Below are 17,176 nucleotides of genomic sequence, written 5' to 3' on the forward strand. Positions count from 1 at the left end.
TTTGAAAGACGATTTTTTATTATTAAGTTTTTTCTTTTTTAGACTTTACTAAGACTTAGTATATTATTTTATACTCCTTCGTTATTTTTTAACTATCAATAATTAATTACAAGATGAGATTCATCTAATAAATAAGCATTATCAAATTTTTATAAAGTGAGTTCTATTTTTTCATTACTCAAGACAAGTCTTCTTTCATGTAATCTTACTTTTTTCTGTTCAAAAAATTCAAATATTGTAATACTTCTCTATATAAGAATACTAAAATGAATTTATATATGCTTAATTTCATTTAAAGCTATTTACTTTTTTTAACCACATTTTCAATATCATTAATAAAAAACGAAAGTAAACTTCCCTTTCCAACCGATTTAACACCTAAGTCTTTTCTCATCTCATTCATTACCTCTTCCATCAAAATAAGAAGTTCTGGATCATCCTCAGATTTAACTTCAAGTGAACTTTTCCTAAAAGCATTCCACTTTTTCACTACTTTAGGAGAGCCCCAAAGTGACAACTTACTGTTAAAACTACTTATATCCTTGATCATTTCTTCTTGGGAGTATGAAAATCCATTGCTCCCATTTTGAGTCATTTTATAAACAAGTTCAATAAACTCAGAATATGGAACTTCCCTTTTAGCAGACAGATACTCTCTACGTTTATTTCTATTATCATAATATCTTGAAAAAATTGAAATTAATATTGATATAGAGCCTGTGATTAAAGCAACCAAAACTACAGCATCTAAACTTGAAGTCATATTTTGTAAATATTTGATTGTATGGTTAATAAATATAGGTATATATTTAATCAAATATTTCCCCACATAATATATATCAGTTAACAAAAAAAACAAAAGCAAATAATTCAATAATTTATTATCTTTCTGTGTGTTACCAATCACATATGCAATAATAAAAGTAAAAATCAAACTAATCAAAAAATACATAATTCCCCTATCTAATTTTCCCGAAAATTTATCATATTACATACATCCAAAATTCACTTAAACTATATTCTCTTATGGAGTCACTATTAAATATTTTGTAAAGTACTTTTCAAAATTCATTACAAGGGTTTAATTTGATTTCCATTTTCATCAAAATTGGATTTATCCAACCATCTTTCCAATCGTTCTTTATTTTCAGTCCACTCTTTATCCAAAATTGAATACCAATTTGTATCTCTGTTTCGACCTTTATATATTACAGCTTGTCTAAACGTTCCTTCATATGTAAACCCTAATCGCTCTGCAGAACGTCGAGAAGGTGCATTCAAACTATCACATTTCCACTCATAACGACGATATCGAAGATTTTCGAAGACGTACTTCATTACCAAATATTGTGCTTCAGTTGCCATTACTGTTCGTTTTAATTCTGAAGAATAAAATACTCCATCCACTTTATTAATCTTGGATTGGTTTTAAATGTCATTAAGACCGATTTATAGATATCTCTAAAAGTTGAACTAACTTCATTTTGTTTTTTAACTTTTGGCTCTTTCATAAACGAAATAACCAATATTGCTAAAAGTGATAAGGCTATCTGAATCATGTAGGTAATGTCCAAAAGTCCATGAACAAAGAAACCTGCTATAACCATTCCTAGAGCTCTAGTTGCTTCGGAAATACCTGAAATAAAGCTAGTATACTTTAAATACTTTTCCTCAAGTCCGGCTTCTTTTGAAGACTCAAACAGCATTGCACTACTTGTTCCTGAATCAAAATTATATGACCAGGCACCAATAATCATTCCTAGGGCATATATCCAAAAATTCCAAATCATAGTGTACTAATCTTCAAGAAAAAATTTTTTTAATATTATTTCTCTTTCAGGAATTTCAACTTCTTTCCAATTAGCTTCAAATAAAAAATTATATAACTCAACACAACCAATATATATTGACTTTATATCAATTGACTCAAGGTAATAATATACAATACCGATATTTAATCTTTCTGCTGAAAAAACCATCTCTTTATCTAAATGTGCTAAAAGTTTATCTCGAATTAATTTTATCTCATCGATATTTTTTTGCTCTTTATCAACAGCATCTTGTATAGTTTTCAAAATTGATAAAAGAAACTTATCCTTAGAATTATGTCTCTGCTTAGAAAGTATTTTAAAAATACCATTTTTTTCTCTAATATCAAAAATTTTAGTTATTCCGAATACTACTCTATAATACAGCGATTCATAAATTACATTTCTTGAAATATCATAACTAATAGTCGCTTTCATTGCTCTATCATGCCACTCATCTTTTACAATTTTTATTATTTCTAGTGTTACAAAAGTTGACTCAAGCTCCCTTAACATAGTGTTAAGATGAATCATTGCTTTCGAGTTTTCATCTGGTAATTCATCTGCAAAATTCATTTTTACAAAATCTTTTAAATCATAATTTTTCATGTTGTAACCTGTCCAAAATATTTTAATTTATACTCAAAATAAAATTCAAAGTGAAATAAAAAATGGTATGAAATTAATACTAGAACGCAGTTAGACATAAAAATAAATTTTAAGATTTAAACAGTTTCTCTATATTTTTTTGAGATCATAGCATTTGCAATTCTTTATCTTAATGAAAGCTAAATATCTCTCATCACTTAGACTACCTGTTTGCACTACAATTTTCATCTACCAAAATTTACTCACTAATTAATATTATACATCTATCTACAATAGTATTCCCATGTAACTAAATAAACCACATTTGATTTATTTCATCTATTATTTCCCAAATTTCTCCTGACTTATTAATTCATTTATTTCTTTTTCTTTAATTGCTAAGTCACTTTCAGGATGTTTTTTTATAAAATAATTTATTCTTGAATTTCCACTTATTTTCCATTGTAAATTTTGATAAATCATAGGTCTCAAAGTTTCCCTATCACCTGTTTTTAAATAATGTAAAATTTCATTACCATATTGATATTTTTTTACGTAACCTAAGTAATTACCTTGCCAATGAGAATCTTCCTCTCTAAAACTTTGAAAACTAATTAATGAATAAAGTAATTTTTCCAATAAATCTAATATGTATGTTGCATATATCGCATCAATATCTTCATAATCTAAATATTGATCAGTATACTTACCTAGTACTTTATCCATATTATCTTTGTTTAGAGTATTTAATAATTTATGATCCCATATTTCATTACTATATTTTTCTTTAATTTCCTCTGATTTCAAATCACCTTGATACAAATGCATCTCCTGTTGAATTGAAATAATTGACTCTAAGCTTTGATAAGTACTATTTTCCTGAATATATTTTTCCTTGTATCCATAATAACTACTATTATTAATAAATCCATCTATTTTTTTCTTTAAAATCTCATTATAAAATTCATTTAGATAAACATCAATAAGCGCTATTTTATTGATGTTTTTTGATCCAGTTTTTACACACTCCTCATAATATTCCCAAAATGAACCACTAACATTAAGAGCTTTTTCTGTAGCTCGAAAAATACCTGTCATAAACATTTCAAAATGCTCCTCAAAAAGTATGTTATATACTTTATGAATATCAACTACCTTTAATCTTAACTTTTCAAATTCAATATTAAGTGGCATATAGCCTAAAACTATCCTCCATAGATTTTCTTCATAAGATTCAAAAAGAATATCTAAAATAATAACAGATGATAAAAAAGATTGTAATTCCCATTGTTCAGAGCTATCTCCAAAACAAATCTCATCATATGTTTCAAACATTATATTACGTTGTATATATTTTTTTTCTTCAATAGAATTCAACCCTATCTTGGTTCCATGTTCATCCATTTTACAATTATTTAATACATCTTCTATTGAGTTAGGCGTATAAAGATATGGGTTCTTCGAGGTTATTTTCCCTCTTCTTATGAGGCTAATTAATGGAGCATTATTTGAAGAGATTTCTTTATTCGTAAGCTTTTTATATTTCTTATTAATTTTTTTCTCTTGTCCAGTATACCAGTAATACTCCCTAGAAGCTCTTACTTTTCGTTCATCATTTAAAATTTCAATTTTTGAATCTAGTCTAATCGAAGCACAATCAATAAAATACTGCTTCGTTCTTTCAAATAACATAATATTCCTTTTATAAATGTGGTGTTTTTTTATTCTATTTTTAAAATAATTACCTAAATTATACCACTTTTTTAATTTTATAATGTCATTAACCCTAACTAGGGATAAACACATAGTCCATAGGTGCACCAAAGGACGGATTGAAACAATATGATTACTAACTGATAAGGATTTAGTTATGCATATTACCGTTTAACCGTTTCTTTGTTGTGCTTTTTTGTATCCACTCGGTAATTTTGTTTCTTTTCGTCTGAGGACTGGAAAGGACTACTTATGCTAAAATCTGAACTTAGAACCCTCTATTGTGAATTGCTCGGTCAATCTATCAAACAAGAATTGATTAACCAAGAAATTCCTCAAAACGAAGTGTCTTACTACTTTAATGATGAAATCCGATTGATTTCAGCCCCTGCTATTAGTCAAATTCTAAAAGGTAAACGCAACCTCACCTTAGATACTGCGGAAGCCCTGCAAGAAACGCTGGGTTTACCAAATGTTAAACGTGTCTTCTTTCCTAGCCATGGTTTCTGTGAGTTACTCATTATTCAACTTACCGAGCTAATGCTTACTTGTGGTTTCAACTCTACAAAGGAACTCTTTCAAATAAAAGAGCTAGATATTCAACAAAATCTTTCAATATTGGCATCTGCCCTTTACGAATTCTTCCCCGATTTTCCTGAGGAAGAAGCTTCTTACCAAATCGCTGATAGCTTAGCTGTATGGTTAATTGAATTTGTTGCACTCGTTGCACAAATTTAAGTCCGATACTTTCAAGATTCTTGAAATCGAAGCAAGACTAAATCATCTATCATAGAGTTGTACTTAGCTAAGATACAAATAATTTAAAGAGGTAAACTACTATGAAAACAAGAAATCGTCAAAGTGGCTATTCTGCCAATACTGCCAGTCAATATATTGACACGAAACATGCTATTCAATTGTTATCTGTTGAACTAGAACCACAATTAAAATTTGAAGATAACCAACCTACAGATGAAATCATCGCTTATAAAGCATGGTTCTCACAAAAAGGACTTCCACCTTTTCAAGTTAAATTTGAATCTAAGATAAATTTACCTAACTATTTATCCCCTATCGAATTTGATCAATTAGAAGCCTGTGAAGTAGGATTTAATGTATACTTTCGCGCTAATGGTCTTAAAGAGGTTAAATAGTGACAAAAAAAGAGTTAAAGCAATATCTAATCCAAAGCCTTAATATGGGACTTGGATCTCTTATGCAAGGTGAGACTAGCTATACTAATAGCTTTGACATAACAATATTGTCTCATGGTTTCCTATTTGTTCCACGGTTACCAGCTGGCTATATTATCGACGATGAACTTTATCAGAAAATTTTTCTAATAGCTAATGCTTCTCTCTACCCTAGGTATACACTTCTCAAACAAAATTCAGCCTATTTTATGGCTTTGGACACAGATGATATACACATTCAACGCGGGTTGTTCTTTCCATGGAAAAAAGGAGTCTCAGAACGACTGATAATTTCAGATCTAGATGATTTCTCAAAGATACAAGAAAAAGAAGTTATTCCTATTATGAAGAATCTCACTCTAAACTTTAATAAGGTAACCTCATTAGCTATTGCTGGAAATAGTGGCTCTGGGAAATCATATGCATTAACTTACTTCTTAAGTTTATTAAAAAATTCTTCTGAACTCATTATCGTAGATCCTAAGTTCGATACCCCATCTCGTTGGGCTCGTGAAAATGATATTGCTGTGATTCACCCCCAAAAGAATCGCTCAAAATCGGATTTTGTTTCAGAAATCAATGAGAATCTCAGCACTTGCCTAAACCTCATTCAGCAACGCCAAGAAATTCTTTATGATAATCCTGAACATCAGTTTGACCATTTAACTATTGTCATTGATGAAGTATTAGCTTTGAGCGAGGGTGTTAACAGAACAATAAAAGATTCTTTCTTTTCCCTCTTATCACAAATTGCACTTCTTGGTCGGGCAACTAAAGTCCATCTACTATTAGTTAGCCAGCGTTTCGACCACAATACAATTCCTGTATCAGTTCGTGAGCAGTTAAATGTATTGATTCAAATCGGAAATATCAATAAGAAGACCACACAATTTCTATTCCCTGACTTGGACCCAGAAGGTATTGTTATCCCAATAGGTAAGGGAACTGGTTTGATTCAAATTATTGATAATGAACACCCTTATCAAGTACTTCCATTACTTTGTCCTACTTATTACACAAGGAAAGGAATAATCTAAATATGAAAAAAACTTTCTTTCAAAAAACATATTCTGTCATAGAAACTTCCTTCTTCCTTGGTTTTACTAGTATGTTTTTATATATTGGAGTCTTATTATTAAAAATAAGTATAGGCTCCATTAGTATAGAACCGTTAGGTAGCCTTATCAATATTTTCTTACAATATCTAAGTATTTTTTTACACTACTTAAAATTCCTTACGTATGGAATACTTATGATTCCTATCACATTACTTTTAACTGAGTTTATGATACGTATTAGGCAAGATAATTTCTGGAATTATTTCAAGTCCCTACATCAAACAAGACACCTAAGACAATTTCTAAAGCAGGAAGAAAAGTCAGAGTCTGTCATATCTATTGATGATCAAACAACTGTAACTAAGTTAAATCCAATATTAGAACAATTTAATCAGGCAATAGAGAAGTGTCTTGTGGATGTCCGTAATAAATCAGTTATTATATATATCCAATACCCTAAGACACAACAATCTCAAAAGTTATTGAAAGACATGGAAGAACATATTAAAGAGGAAGTTTCAAATCAAAATCCTAACTACTATTTCTCTGCACCAAACAGGGAAGGTAATAGTCTCTGGTATATTGGAACAAGAAGGTAAGGAAAAGGCTGGCTAGGCTCACGAAGTGAACGCCAATAGCACAGCCTTTTCATAACTAATAATTTGTAATGGGACTACTACGACTTCCCATTACATCATCAATCAACAATCATAAAATTTGTGAATTGATTTACAATCCATACAGAAAGACAAAGGTAATATTTTTGACTAAAGATAAACGATCCAATAAGTGGGCCTTTCTGATTTATAAGGAAAGCGTTCCTAATAATTACATAGAAATTTTAGAATCACTACATATTCCATTTATATTAAGCCCCTGGCATGATCAAGATATTAACACAAAAACAGGAGAATTTAAGAAATCTCACAAACATGGTGCATTATTCTTTGATTCTCTCAAAAGCTATTCTCAGGTGTCTGAATTACTAACCGAAAAATTAAATTCACCGGCTCATGTAGAGGTGGTTATGTCTCCCAAGGGAATGTATGATTACTTTGTTCATGCAGAGAATCCAGAAAAAACTCAATATAACATCGAGGATATTGAATCAGGTTGTGGCTTTAATCTTGAGGAATTTCTTATTAATAACAATAATGATATGTTTTTATCAAATGTCATAGACATAATCGAAGATTATAACTTTATAGAATTTAGTAGATTAGTTCAATATGCTAGACAAGAAGATCGTATTTTACTTAAATTCATCATCGATAAAACATATTTTTTTGCAAAATACCTTGATTCAAGACGTCATGGTAAAGGAGGCCATACTAATGATAAAATTAGTAAATAAAACCGATATAATGAAACTTACTGGACTCACTGAAAGCCAGACAAAAAAACTAATTAGAAACGCTAAACAAAGATTAACCTCTCAAGGATTTGATTGGTATTCAAACAAAAAAATTGGTAAAGTCCCACTGAAAACAATTGAGGAACTTCTTGGAATTGAGTTATCAAGTGAAAATGATATAATAAATATCGTACAGAAAGATACTGTCTTAAAAAGAGAGGAGTCTCAATGACAGTAACTAGACAAAAAAATAAAAAATGGAAGGTGGATATAAGTGATGGTTATGACCCTGTAACTGGGGAACAGAGACGTCATAGAAAATCTGATTTTAAGTCAAGGCGAGATGCTGAGCAATATGAAGCTGACTATCGTCTAAATAAACTTCATCAAGTATCCTATAAAGATAAAATATCAATTCACTATCTTTATAGTTTAGTAAAATATGAAGATGAAATTCGTGGAAACAAACGAGGAACGATAGACACTCAAGAGTCCTATTTTAGACAATATGTTTCAACTTATTTTGCTAAAGCTGATATGAGTAAAGTTACTATATTTGATATAAAAGATTATAGGGATTGGTTACGTTCCCAACCTAGTTTAAAAGGCGGAACACTTTCAAATAGTCATATCAATCAACAAATGATTTTTATACATAAACTATTTGAAGTCGCTATTAGCAATCAATTAAGGCAAGATAATCCCTGCTCTGGTATACGTCGACTACCTGAAAGACATAAGGAAATGAGCTTTTATACACCTGAACAATTTAAACTATTTGATAGTTTGTTCAATGAGGATGAGTATTCATTTCAATTATTATATAGAGTTCTTATGTATACAGGCATAAGGATGGGGGAAGCTCTTGCATTAACTTGGAATAATGTCAATCTTGTTGAAAAGTATATTGATATTAAATATTCGGCTTACTTTAGAAATAATGAGTTACATATTGGTTCAGTAAAAACTACTCAGTCAAATAGAAGGATTTATATCCATGATTCTTTTGTGACAGAATTAGAAGAGTGGAAAAATGTCCAAGCAAATTTACTTGGGAATTTCACAACAGATTTAGAGAGCTTACAAATTTTTCAAAATACACCTCAAGTGTTAACTACACCAAATGTTTCAAACTTCAGAACGATTTTGAAAAAAAGATTACCTCCAAATTTAAAATTAATTCGTAATCACGATTTTAGACATTCTCACGCAGCATTCTTAGTTTCAGAGGGACTTCGAAATGGTGAGGGAAAGGACTATATCTTCTTTACTTTAATGAAAAGACTGGGACACTCATCAATTAACACAACAATAAATGTATACTCACATTTATTTCCTACACAACAAAAAGAGATTGCATCTGCTTTTGATAATTTTTAACAATAAGGCAGTGTAAGGCAATTATAAAAAAACAACAGGGTCTAAACCCTTGATACGAAAGGAATCTTAGATATCTTATGATGAATATGCAAAACATGATGAAGCAGGCACAAAAGCTTCAGAAACAAATGGAACAAAAGCAGGCTGATTTGGCGGCAATGACTTTTGTTGGAAAATCTGCTCAAGATTTAGTGACTGCTACCTTTACTGGTGATAAAAAAATGGTTTCCATTGATTTTAAAGAAGCTGTTGTCGATCCTGATGATATGGAAACTTTATCAGACATGACAACTCAAGCTATTAATGATGCCTTGGCTCAAATTGATGAGGCAACTAAAAAAACAATGGGAGCATTTGCCGGGAAATTACCTTTCTAAGGAAAAGCAAAAGACAATGACACAGGGTCATTGTCTTTTATTTATTAGTCAAACCAACCACTTAAATCAGCAAACGGGTTATCTCCTGAGATGGTTTCTTGTTGATCAAGCAAGGCTTTATTGGCATCAAGCTCCATAAAATGTTGGTAGATGCGTGCTGTCATGCGGGCATCTTCTAAACTATTATGGCCACGTCCTTTGATGCCTAAAAAATCAGCAACACTTGTTAATTTCAAATTGGCAATGCCATTTAAATCGGTACTACGACGCTCAAAAGCTTCATCATATACATCCACGCGGTAGTAATTACTTAAATCCAAGCCATTTTCGGCTAAAATGGGTAAATCCGATTTGTGAGCATTATAGCCGATGAGGGGATAATCAGACACAAATGCCTTGAAAGCACTTAATACTTCTTCTATTTTGGGAGCCTGTGCGATTTTATCTGCAGTAATCCCTGTTAAACCATTGATAAAACTTTGTAATGGAACATCAGTGTAGACATAACTATCAAAATGGTCTATTTCTGTGTCAGCATCAATTTTAACGGCTGATAACTGAATCAAGTGACTCTTATCATTGACCGTATTGAATTCTAAATCAAAAGCTATAAAATGACTTAAGGTTTCCATATTTTCTCCTAGATAAAAAGACCCCTAAGGGTCAATTTGGCATCTCTCTTATTTTCCAAACAAGCGACTGAAAAAGCCTTTTTTAGCAACAGTTCCTTGAACTTCTTCCACTTGGCTTCTGGCTTCCACAACTTCAGCCTTTGCTTCTTCTAGTTCCAATTTCAAGGTTTCTTTATCAGCCATTGCTTTTGCTGTTAATTGTTGTTGTTGATCAAGTTGTTTGTCTTTCTCCGCAATTTGAATGTCTTTGACACGCATCTGCTCATCTTTGGCAGCTAATTGATCATCTTTTGCCTTTAATTGATTATAGAGACGGGTAATTTCAGTATTTTTTTCATCTACTAAAATTTCTAATAACTCTCTTTGTTTTGTTTCTTCGCTGATTGGTTCGTCGTCAAAAATGGTTTTTTTATAAATTTCTTCCAACTTAATAAGGCCACTACGCTTAACCACAGTGACACCTTTTTCATTTTTATCAAGATCTTCTTCAGGGAGCGCTTTGACACGATTGTTAACGGCCTGACGACTCACTCCCAAAATTTCAGCTAGTTCACTAACTGTTTTTTCAATTGCCATATTGTCCTCTTTTTATAACGATACTGAATATTCTTACTAAAAATAGTAACATAATACTAGAATTCTGTCAATTTCAGTAAAGTTAAGCTCCTATTAAGCCAAGCAAACAAAAGAGCCGTTCTAATGTACGGCTCGAGACATAGATATGGGATCACCTTCCTTTCAGTTTTCAGACGGTTTCAAGGAAAAAGCCTCCATTTCTATCTTGTATTCAATTATCATCAGTAAGTGAAATGTATCTCTTACTACTTCTATTATACCTTGAGTCGAATGGCTTGTCTAATGAATACCCCCAGCCATAATTTAAGGACGTTAAAACTACTCTAAACAGTATGAATATGATAAGATTAAAGTATGACTAACTACGATACAATCATCATTGGCGGTGGACCAGCAGGTATGATGGCCACTATTTCAAGTAGCTATTATGGCTTTAATACACTTCTTATTGAAAAAAATAAACGACTAGGTAAAAAGTTAGCCGGTACCGGAGGGGGACGGTGTAACGTCACTAATAATGGGACCCTTGAGGAACTTATAGACGGTATTCCTGGCAATGGACGTTTTTTATACAGTGTTTTTTCACAATTTGATAACCATGATATCATTCATTTTTTCCAGGAAAATGGTGTCAAACTTAAAGAAGAAGATCACGGACGAATGTTTCCAACCACTGACAAATCGCGAACCATTATTGAGGCGTTAGAAAAGAAAATAAAGGAACTTGGTGGTCACATCCTAACCGGAACTGAAATCGTATCCGTCAAAAAAGTGGATAACCTTTTTCAACTCAAATCCAAAGACCAGACCTTTACTTGTGAAAAATTAATTGTCACAACAGGTGGAAAATCTTACCCTTCAACTGGCTCTACAGGCTTTGGCCATGACATTGCTCGCCATTTTCAAATCCAAGTAACTGAGCTTGAAGCAGCGGAGAGCCCCCTGCTCACTGATTTTCCTCATAAAGCCCTTCAAGGTATTTCACTAGATGACGTGACCCTTTCATATGGCAAACACGTCATTACTCACGATTTACTCTTTACCCACTTTGGCTTATCCGGGCCCGCTGCATTACGCCTTTCCTCATTTGTCAATGGTGGGGAAATCGCAGAGCTAGACTTCTTGCCACAGACCTCGGAGGACCTTCTCAAACAATTATTGGAAGACAACCGGGAAAAAACTGTCAAGAATGCATTAAAGCAAGTCCTTCCAGAAAGAGTCGCCGAATTCCTTTCTCAGAATTATCCAGAAAAAATCAAACAGCTTAACAAAATTCAAATTGAGGATTTAGTCGGCAGTGTCAAAGCCCTTAACATTCCCATTACAGGTAAAATGTCATTAGCCAAATCTTTTGTTACCAAAGGAGGGGTTGATTTAAAAGAAATTAATCCAAAAACTTTAGAAAGTAAAAAAGTTCCAGGATTGCATTTTGCCGGTGAGGTTCTTGATATCAATGCACACACAGGTGGTTTTAACATCACCTCAGCCTTATGTTCAGGTTGGGTAGCAGGCTCACCACATTATTAAAGAAAGCACTGAACCAAGAAAACTTGGTTCTTTTCTTTTTGTATTTTAGTCTTGCAATATATTTTAAAAAGAGTATAATATGCTTATAATTGTTTAACCGGTTAATTACCAGTTAAATAATTGAGGGCCTGATAAACCCAAAGATTATTAATACATTAAGGAGAAAGTAATGGCAAAAAAATCAAAAATAGCCAAGTACCATAAGCAGCTCCAGTTGATTGAACAGTATGCGGAACGTCGTCGCGAGCTTAAAGCTGCTGGAGATTACGAAGCTCTTCGTAAGTTGCCACGTGATTCCAATCCAAACCGATTAAAAAATCGCGACAAAATTGATGGGCGTCCTCATGCTTACATGCGTCAGTTTGGAGTTAGCCGTATCAACTTCCGTAACTTAGCACACAAAGGGCAACTGCCTGGAGTTACAAAAGCTAGCTGGTAAACTTTCTACACTTTAAAGCAAATAGTTTGCAGGTATTTGTTTTCGTTATTAGTAATCATAGTAGCCAATTTATCACTAAAAACCTGGTATGCCAAGATACCAGGTTTTTTTGTTATTCTTTATAGTTTGGAAAAGCCAAACTCGGAATGGCATTTAAATCCCAACCAGCAAAATGGTGCTTCTCATATTCAATTGCAGCCGCAAGAGCAATCATACCAGCATTGTCTCCACAAAGGCGTAGAGGAGGTATCACTACTTCTGTATCTGTAATATCACTTGCTAACCGTTCTCTTAAACCTTGATTTGCTGCAACCCCCCCAGCAACAACTAACATGTTAACAGGATATTTGGCCAAGGCTTTTTTGGTCTTTGCTAATAAAATATCTAAAACTGCCGCCTGGAAAGAAGCACATAAATCTTCAAGAACTAAATTTTCTCCTTTTTGTTGAGCATTATGATGCAAATTGATAAAAGCTGATTTGAGACCAGAAAAGGAAAACTCTAAATGGTCCTCTTTAATCATTGCCCTTGGAAAATCATAAGTATCTCGACCTTGATGTGCTAATTGATCGATTTCGCGACCGGCAGGATAGGTTAATCCCATGACTCGACCAACTTTATCATAGGCTTCGCCAACTGCGTCGTCACGTGTCTCACCTATGATGTGGTATTCTCCAGCTTTTGGCACATAAACCAACTCAGTATGGCCACCGGAAACTAACAAAGCCATCAGCGGATAGCTCAGCTCTTTCTGTTCACGCGCAGCCATAAGGTGCCCAGCCATATGATTGACAGGAATCAAAGGGATTTGATTAGCCCAAGCAAATGCTTTAGCGGCAGCTATTCCCACAAGTAAAGCTCCAACAAGTCCGGGACCATAAGTAACCGCCACTGCATCAATATCACTTGCTTCTAAACCAGCCTCATCCAAGGCATCTTGAAAGCAAGTAGTGACGACTTCCACATGATGTCGACTAGCAACCTCAGGCACCACACCACCAAAACGCTTGTGGCTCTCTACCTGACTAGCAATGATGTTGGTCAACAAGACGTCATCGTTTTTTAAAATAGCAACACTGGTTTCATCACACGAACTCTCAACAGCTAATAGGTATCTATCTTTCATTTTCTCCTTCTCGTTTCATTAAAAGTGCCCCTTCAGTAGGGTTTCGGTAGTAATCTCGACGATGTCCTACGACTTTAAAATCATATTTCTGGTAAAGAGCTTGCGCGGCTAAATTGGACTCTCTTACTTCCAGAAAGATTGGCAGGTTATAATCCACAAGGTGTGTCAGCAAGTGAGACCCCACCCCTTTGCCTTGATAGGCCTTTAAAACGGCGATATTTGTTATTTCTAACTCTCCTACCAATTGCTGCAGAGATAAAAAACCGATGATTTTCTCTTGGTCGTAGGCAAAAAAATAATCAACATCTTTGGACATCAAATCGTTTTCAATTTGCTCCTGGGTCCAGGGTGATACCTCATGAGCATCTGTCAAAATCTGATAGACGGCCGCAATTTTTTCTATTAAAGATTTCATATTAGACTTAGACTCGCTTGATATAGTGAGATTCATCTCCTGCTTGGTGATCTTTCAACCAGTTTTCTTCTGCTTCAACTCGTTTAAGGTATTCCGGAGTAAATGCATCAACATTGACTGCTGGCAACTCTTTTCCTAACAAGCCAATAGCATAAGCTGAAGGTAAGCTGGGTTTTAAAAGGGCCTTCGGCTTTTCGTCACGAATGATCTCTTCAAAAGCCAAACATTCCCCTGTAAAAACTAACTTCTCATCATTTGGTAATTGGGCTAATAAGGCACTCAAACTGATGTGTTGATCTGCTTGAAGGGGTTCTCCATTTTTATACATACCGGCATAGACATTTTGTCGTCTGGCATCAATTAATGGTACAACTAAGTAATCACTGTCTTCAAATCCTGTTGCTAAAGCATAAAGACTCGAAATGCCTACTAAGTCAATTTTTAACGTGTAAGCCAACATTTTTGCTGTCGCCACTGCTACACGCAATCCTGTATAAGAGCCTGGTCCTTCGGCAACAACGATTCTTTCTAAATCAGTAGGTTTTAATCCCAAGTTTGACATTAAAAAATCAATAGCCGGCATGAGACTGACACTATGATTTTTTTTGATATTTAGGGTAAGATCTGCTAATAGTGTGTCATCTTCAAGGATGGCTACGGATAAACTTTTATTAGAGGTATCAAATGCAAGTATTTTCATCTTATCTTTTCTTCAGTCACTTTCTATTCCCCAATTATACCATAAAGAACACACTCTTAACAAAAAGTCCGTTTAGCAGACCCTGTCTATGTCATGCTAAATCTTTCTAGCTATGCTTTTACTAACAGCCTAAATTATGGTATAATTTTAGTAATTGCACAGAATCAGGATTAAAACTACTACACAATATTGAATACAAAAAAAGGTCATAATGCCACCATCATTTGACTTCTTTGTTATAGTTTTGGATAGATGATTCACAATGAAAGGAAATGACTTAAATGATTTATAAAATTTTTTATCAAGAAACAAAAGAGCGTAGTCCTCGCCGTGAAAAAACACAAGCTCTTTACATAGAAATTGATGCTGAAACAGAATTAGAGGGTCGTATTAAAGCTCGTAAACTTGTTGAAGAAAAAACAGCTTACAACGTTGAATATATTGAACTTCTTTCTGACAAACACCTCGAGTATGAAAAAGAAACAGGTGTTTTTGCTTTAACGGAGTTATAATATGTCAAATATCGATTTAAAACCTAATGAAGTTGGCGTTTTTGCCATTGGCGGACTAGGGGAAATCGGGAAAAACACTTACGGTATTGAGTATCAAGATGAAATTATCATTGTAGATGCTGGTATTAAATTTCCAGAAGATGATCTTTTGGGGATTGATTATGTTATTCCAGACTACTCTTATATTGTGGACAATATTGACCGCGTTAAGGCATTGGTAATTACCCATGGTCACGAAGACCATATCGGTGGTATTCCTTTTCTTTTAAAACAAGCGAATATCCCAATCTATGCTGGACCTTTAGCCCTTGCCTTGATTCGTGGAAAATTAGAGGAACACGGACTATTACGTGGCTCAAAAATGTATGAGATTAATCACAATACTGAGTTAACCTTCAAAAATATGAGTGTGACTTTCTTCCGAACCACTCACTCAATTCCAGAACCTCTAGGTATCGTGATTCATACACCTCAGGGTAAAATTGTTTGTACTGGAGACTTTAAGTTCGACTTTACCCCAGTCGGTGACCCTGCTGATATCCATCGCATGGCTGCCCTTGGTGAAGAAGGTGTTCTTTGCTTACTATCTGATTCAACCAATGCGGAAGTGCCTACTTTTACCAACTCGGAAAAAGTGGTCGGTCAATCTATCTTAAAAATTATTGAAGGCATTCATGGTCGGATTATTTTCGCCTCTTTTGCCTCAAATATTTACCGTTTACAACAAGCAGCCGAAGCTGCTGTTAAAACCGGTCGGAAAATTGTTGTTTTCGGTCGTTCCATGGAAAAAGCAATTGTGAATGGTATTGAACTTGGATACATCAAAGTTCCAAAAGGTACCTTCATTGAACCAAATGAAATCAAAAACTACCATGCTAATGAGATTTTAATCATGTGTACAGGTAGTCAAGGGGAATCTATGGCTGCACTTGCACGTATTGCAAATGGTACCCACAGACAAGTGACTTTACAGCCAGGAGATACTGTTATCTTCTCATCTAGTCCAATCCCTGGTAACACAACTAGCGTGAATAAGCTCATTAATACCATCCAAGAAGCTGGTGTTGAAGTCATCCATGGTAAAGTGAATAACATTCATACCTCTGGTCACGGAGGTCAACAAGAGCAAAAACTAATGCTTCGTTTGATGAAACCGAAATACTTCATGCCAGTGCATGGGGAATACCGAATGCAAAAGGTACATGCAGGTCTAGCTCAAGATACAGGTATCCCTGAAGAGAATATCTTTATTTTGGAAAACGGCGATGTCCTTGCCTTAACCAGTGATTCTGCTCGTCGTGCGGGACACTTTAATGCACAAGACATCTATGTCGATGGTAATGGTATTGGTGATATTGGGACTGCTGTTTTAAGAGATAGACGTGATTTATCTGAAGACGGTGTTGTTCTTGCAGTTGCAACTGTTGATTTTGATACGCAAATGATTCTTGCTGGTCCAGATATTTTAAGCCGTGGCTTTATTTATATGCGTGAATCCGGCGACTTAATTCGTGAAAGCCAACGCGTACTCTTTAATGCCATCCGTATTGCATTAAAAAATAAGGAAGCAAGTATCCAATCTGTTAATGGATCAATCGTCAATGCTTTAAGACCCTTCCTATATGAAAAAACTGAACGTGAACCTATCATTATTCCAATGATACTAACCCCTGATAAAGACTAAAAACTTCAATCTCATGATTGAAGTTTTTTTTCAAAAAATGCTTCCCACTTCTCTGTGAAAGGTATTAGCTTTTCTAGGAAGTGGAAAACATCTT

The 17,176-nt window shown here is 33.9% G+C and carries 21 protein-coding genes and 1 pseudogene; 12 read left to right on the top strand and 10 right to left on the bottom strand.

Annotated features, from left to right (window positions below; all coding sequences use genetic code 11):
- Nucleotides 1–298 precede the first annotated feature (298 nt).
- The 5 genes and pseudogenes from DQM95_RS08790 to DQM95_RS08805 all read right to left on the bottom strand — a co-directional run bounded on the left by DQM95_RS08790 (nt 299) and on the right by DQM95_RS08805 (nt 4,088).
- Nucleotides 299–952: a hypothetical protein gene (locus DQM95_RS08790; RefSeq protein ID WP_037592660.1), complete on the bottom strand. Its 654-nt coding sequence runs from the start codon at nt 950–952 to the stop codon at nt 299–301.
- Nucleotides 953–1,071: 119 nt separating this feature from the next.
- Nucleotides 1,072–1,398: pseudogene (locus DQM95_RS10085) on the bottom strand (GNAT family N-acetyltransferase); the annotation flags it as partial.
- Nucleotides 1,377–1,790 carry a hypothetical protein gene (locus tag DQM95_RS10090; RefSeq protein WP_037592659.1) on the bottom strand — a complete coding sequence of 138 codons (414 nt, stop codon included), beginning with the start codon at nt 1,788–1,790 and terminating at the stop codon, nt 1,377–1,379. The pseudogene DQM95_RS10085 and the gene DQM95_RS10090, both read right to left, overlap by 22 nt.
- 6 nt (nt 1,791–1,796) lie before the next feature.
- Nucleotides 1,797–2,417, bottom strand: a complete 621-nt coding sequence (locus DQM95_RS08800; protein ID WP_037592656.1) for a hypothetical protein — start codon at nt 2,415–2,417, stop codon at nt 1,797–1,799.
- Nucleotides 2,418–2,738: 321 nt separating this feature from the next.
- Nucleotides 2,739–4,088 carry a hypothetical protein gene (locus DQM95_RS08805; protein ID WP_046389689.1) on the bottom strand — a complete coding sequence of 450 codons (1,350 nt, stop codon included), beginning with the start codon at nt 4,086–4,088 and terminating at the stop codon, nt 2,739–2,741.
- Between the two features lie 273 nt (nt 4,089–4,361).
- Between DQM95_RS08805 and DQM95_RS08810 the strand changes: the two genes are divergently transcribed.
- The 8 genes from DQM95_RS08810 to DQM95_RS08845 all read left to right on the top strand — a co-directional run bounded on the left by DQM95_RS08810 (nt 4,362) and on the right by DQM95_RS08845 (nt 9,471).
- The gene (locus DQM95_RS08810; RefSeq protein ID WP_037592655.1) at nt 4,362–4,847 is read left to right on the top strand and encodes a helix-turn-helix domain-containing protein; all 486 of its coding nucleotides are present in this window, start codon (nt 4,362–4,364) and stop codon (nt 4,845–4,847) included.
- 101 nt (nt 4,848–4,948) lie between these two features.
- Complete coding sequence (locus tag DQM95_RS08815) at nt 4,949–5,263, top strand: hypothetical protein (protein WP_037592654.1); 315 nt, start codon at nt 4,949–4,951, stop codon at nt 5,261–5,263.
- Nucleotides 5,263–6,339 carry an AAA family ATPase gene (locus DQM95_RS08820; RefSeq protein WP_037592653.1) on the top strand — a complete coding sequence of 359 codons (1,077 nt, stop codon included), beginning with the start codon at nt 5,263–5,265 and terminating at the stop codon, nt 6,337–6,339. Before DQM95_RS08815 ends, DQM95_RS08820 begins: the two co-directional genes overlap by 1 nt.
- Nucleotides 6,340–6,554: 215 nt before the next feature.
- Nucleotides 6,555–6,959 carry a hypothetical protein gene (locus tag DQM95_RS08825; RefSeq protein WP_230082274.1) on the top strand — a complete coding sequence of 135 codons (405 nt, stop codon included), beginning with the start codon at nt 6,555–6,557 and terminating at the stop codon, nt 6,957–6,959.
- Nucleotides 6,960–7,123: 164 nt separating this feature from the next.
- On the top strand, nt 7,124–7,714 hold the full coding sequence (locus DQM95_RS08830; protein ID WP_037592651.1) for a replication protein: 591 nt from the start codon (nt 7,124–7,126) through the stop codon (nt 7,712–7,714).
- Nucleotides 7,695–7,946, top strand: coding sequence for a DUF3173 family protein (locus DQM95_RS08835; protein WP_037592649.1), 252 nt, complete (start codon nt 7,695–7,697; stop codon nt 7,944–7,946). The genes DQM95_RS08830 and DQM95_RS08835 overlap by 20 nt, the downstream gene beginning before the upstream one ends.
- A complete protein-coding gene (locus DQM95_RS08840) occupies nt 7,943–9,094 on the top strand; it encodes a site-specific integrase (protein ID WP_037592648.1) in 1,152 nt (383 codons plus the stop codon). The genes DQM95_RS08835 and DQM95_RS08840 overlap by 4 nt, the downstream gene beginning before the upstream one ends.
- 77 nt (nt 9,095–9,171) lie before the next feature.
- The gene (locus tag DQM95_RS08845) at nt 9,172–9,471 is read left to right on the top strand and encodes a YbaB/EbfC family nucleoid-associated protein (protein WP_015911910.1); all 300 of its coding nucleotides are present in this window, start codon (nt 9,172–9,174) and stop codon (nt 9,469–9,471) included.
- A gap of 44 nt (nt 9,472–9,515) precedes the next feature.
- Here DQM95_RS08845 and DQM95_RS08850 read toward each other — a convergent pair whose 3' ends face one another.
- Complete coding sequence (locus DQM95_RS08850) at nt 9,516–10,103, bottom strand: 3'-5' exonuclease (RefSeq protein ID WP_037592646.1); 588 nt, start codon at nt 10,101–10,103, stop codon at nt 9,516–9,518.
- A 48-nt stretch (nt 10,104–10,151) separates the two neighbouring features.
- Nucleotides 10,152–10,679 (bottom strand): DUF536 domain-containing protein, encoded by a 528-nt coding sequence (locus DQM95_RS08855; RefSeq protein WP_015911912.1) that lies wholly within the window; start codon nt 10,677–10,679, stop codon nt 10,152–10,154.
- A gap of 354 nt (nt 10,680–11,033) precedes the next feature.
- On the opposite strand from DQM95_RS08855, the gene DQM95_RS08860 reads away from it, so the two are divergent.
- Together DQM95_RS08860 and rpsN are read left to right on the top strand one after the other, a co-directional pair.
- Nucleotides 11,034–12,206, top strand: coding sequence for a BaiN/RdsA family NAD(P)/FAD-dependent oxidoreductase (locus DQM95_RS08860; protein WP_015911913.1), 1,173 nt, complete (start codon nt 11,034–11,036; stop codon nt 12,204–12,206).
- A 169-nt stretch (nt 12,207–12,375) separates the two neighbouring features.
- On the top strand, nt 12,376–12,645 hold the full coding sequence (gene rpsN / locus DQM95_RS08865) for a 30S ribosomal protein S14 (protein WP_015911914.1): 270 nt from the start codon (nt 12,376–12,378) through the stop codon (nt 12,643–12,645).
- A 112-nt stretch (nt 12,646–12,757) separates the two neighbouring features.
- On the opposite strand, the gene tsaD is transcribed toward rpsN, so the two are convergent.
- Genes tsaD through tsaB form a run of 3 tightly spaced genes read right to left on the bottom strand, consistent with a single transcriptional unit; the run spans nt 12,758 to nt 14,886 of the window.
- A complete protein-coding gene (gene tsaD, locus DQM95_RS08870) occupies nt 12,758–13,771 on the bottom strand; it encodes a tRNA (adenosine(37)-N6)-threonylcarbamoyltransferase complex transferase subunit TsaD (protein WP_046389692.1) in 1,014 nt (337 codons plus the stop codon).
- Entirely contained in the window at nt 13,761–14,186 is a 426-nt protein-coding gene (rimI, locus tag DQM95_RS08875) for a ribosomal protein S18-alanine N-acetyltransferase (RefSeq protein WP_046393730.1), read from the bottom strand. The genes tsaD and rimI overlap by 11 nt, the downstream gene beginning before the upstream one ends.
- 7 nt (nt 14,187–14,193) lie before the next feature.
- A complete protein-coding gene (gene tsaB, locus DQM95_RS08880; RefSeq protein WP_037592644.1) occupies nt 14,194–14,886 on the bottom strand; it encodes a tRNA (adenosine(37)-N6)-threonylcarbamoyltransferase complex dimerization subunit type 1 TsaB in 693 nt (230 codons plus the stop codon).
- 281 nt (nt 14,887–15,167) lie between these two features.
- On the opposite strand from tsaB, the gene DQM95_RS08885 reads away from it, so the two are divergent.
- Together DQM95_RS08885 and rnjA are read left to right on the top strand one after the other, a co-directional pair.
- Nucleotides 15,168–15,398, top strand: a complete 231-nt coding sequence (locus DQM95_RS08885; RefSeq protein ID WP_037592642.1) for a DNA-dependent RNA polymerase subunit epsilon — start codon at nt 15,168–15,170, stop codon at nt 15,396–15,398.
- Between the two features lies 1 nt (nt 15,399).
- Nucleotides 15,400–17,082: a ribonuclease J1 gene (gene rnjA, locus DQM95_RS08890; RefSeq protein ID WP_037592640.1), complete on the top strand. Its 1,683-nt coding sequence runs from the start codon at nt 15,400–15,402 to the stop codon at nt 17,080–17,082.
- The last annotated feature ends 94 nt before the right edge of the window (nt 17,083–17,176 follow it).

It is taken from the genome of Streptococcus uberis, from assembly GCF_900475595.1.
GTDB lineage: Bacteria > Bacillota > Bacilli > Lactobacillales > Streptococcaceae > Streptococcus > Streptococcus uberis.

Bases quoted from the DNA above. Each gene is read 5' to 3' on its own strand.
- DQM95_RS08790 (WP_037592660.1), bottom strand. From the start codon at position 952: ATGTATTTTTTGATTAGTTTGATTTTTACTTTTATTATTGCATATGTG.
- DQM95_RS10090 (WP_037592659.1), bottom strand. From the start codon at position 1,790: ATGATTTGGAATTTTTGGATATATGCCCTAGGAATGATTATTGGTGCC.
- DQM95_RS08800 (WP_037592656.1), bottom strand. From the start codon at position 2,417: ATGAAAAATTATGATTTAAAAGATTTTGTAAAAATGAATTTTGCAGAT.
- DQM95_RS08805 (WP_046389689.1), bottom strand. From the start codon at position 4,088: ATGTTATTTGAAAGAACGAAGCAGTATTTTATTGATTGTGCTTCGATT.
- DQM95_RS08810 (WP_037592655.1), top strand. From the start codon at position 4,362: ATGCTAAAATCTGAACTTAGAACCCTCTATTGTGAATTGCTCGGTCAA.
- DQM95_RS08815 (WP_037592654.1), top strand. From the start codon at position 4,949: ATGAAAACAAGAAATCGTCAAAGTGGCTATTCTGCCAATACTGCCAGT.
- DQM95_RS08825 (WP_230082274.1), top strand. From the start codon at position 6,555: ATGATTCCTATCACATTACTTTTAACTGAGTTTATGATACGTATTAGG.
- DQM95_RS08835 (WP_037592649.1), top strand. From the start codon at position 7,695: ATGATAAAATTAGTAAATAAAACCGATATAATGAAACTTACTGGACTC.
- DQM95_RS08840 (WP_037592648.1), top strand. From the start codon at position 7,943: ATGACAGTAACTAGACAAAAAAATAAAAAATGGAAGGTGGATATAAGT.
- DQM95_RS08845 (WP_015911910.1), top strand. From the start codon at position 9,172: ATGATGAATATGCAAAACATGATGAAGCAGGCACAAAAGCTTCAGAAA.
- DQM95_RS08850 (WP_037592646.1), bottom strand. From the start codon at position 10,103: ATGGAAACCTTAAGTCATTTTATAGCTTTTGATTTAGAATTCAATACG.
- DQM95_RS08855 (WP_015911912.1), bottom strand. From the start codon at position 10,679: ATGGCAATTGAAAAAACAGTTAGTGAACTAGCTGAAATTTTGGGAGTG.
- DQM95_RS08860 (WP_015911913.1), top strand. From the start codon at position 11,034: ATGACTAACTACGATACAATCATCATTGGCGGTGGACCAGCAGGTATG.
- rpsN (WP_015911914.1), top strand. From the start codon at position 12,376: ATGGCAAAAAAATCAAAAATAGCCAAGTACCATAAGCAGCTCCAGTTG.
- tsaD (WP_046389692.1), bottom strand. From the start codon at position 13,771: ATGAAAGATAGATACCTATTAGCTGTTGAGAGTTCGTGTGATGAAACC.
- rimI (WP_046393730.1), bottom strand. From the start codon at position 14,186: ATGAAATCTTTAATAGAAAAAATTGCGGCCGTCTATCAGATTTTGACA.
- tsaB (WP_037592644.1), bottom strand. From the start codon at position 14,886: ATGAAAATACTTGCATTTGATACCTCTAATAAAAGTTTATCCGTAGCC.
- DQM95_RS08885 (WP_037592642.1), top strand. From the start codon at position 15,168: ATGATTTATAAAATTTTTTATCAAGAAACAAAAGAGCGTAGTCCTCGC.
- rnjA (WP_037592640.1), top strand. From the start codon at position 15,400: ATGTCAAATATCGATTTAAAACCTAATGAAGTTGGCGTTTTTGCCATT.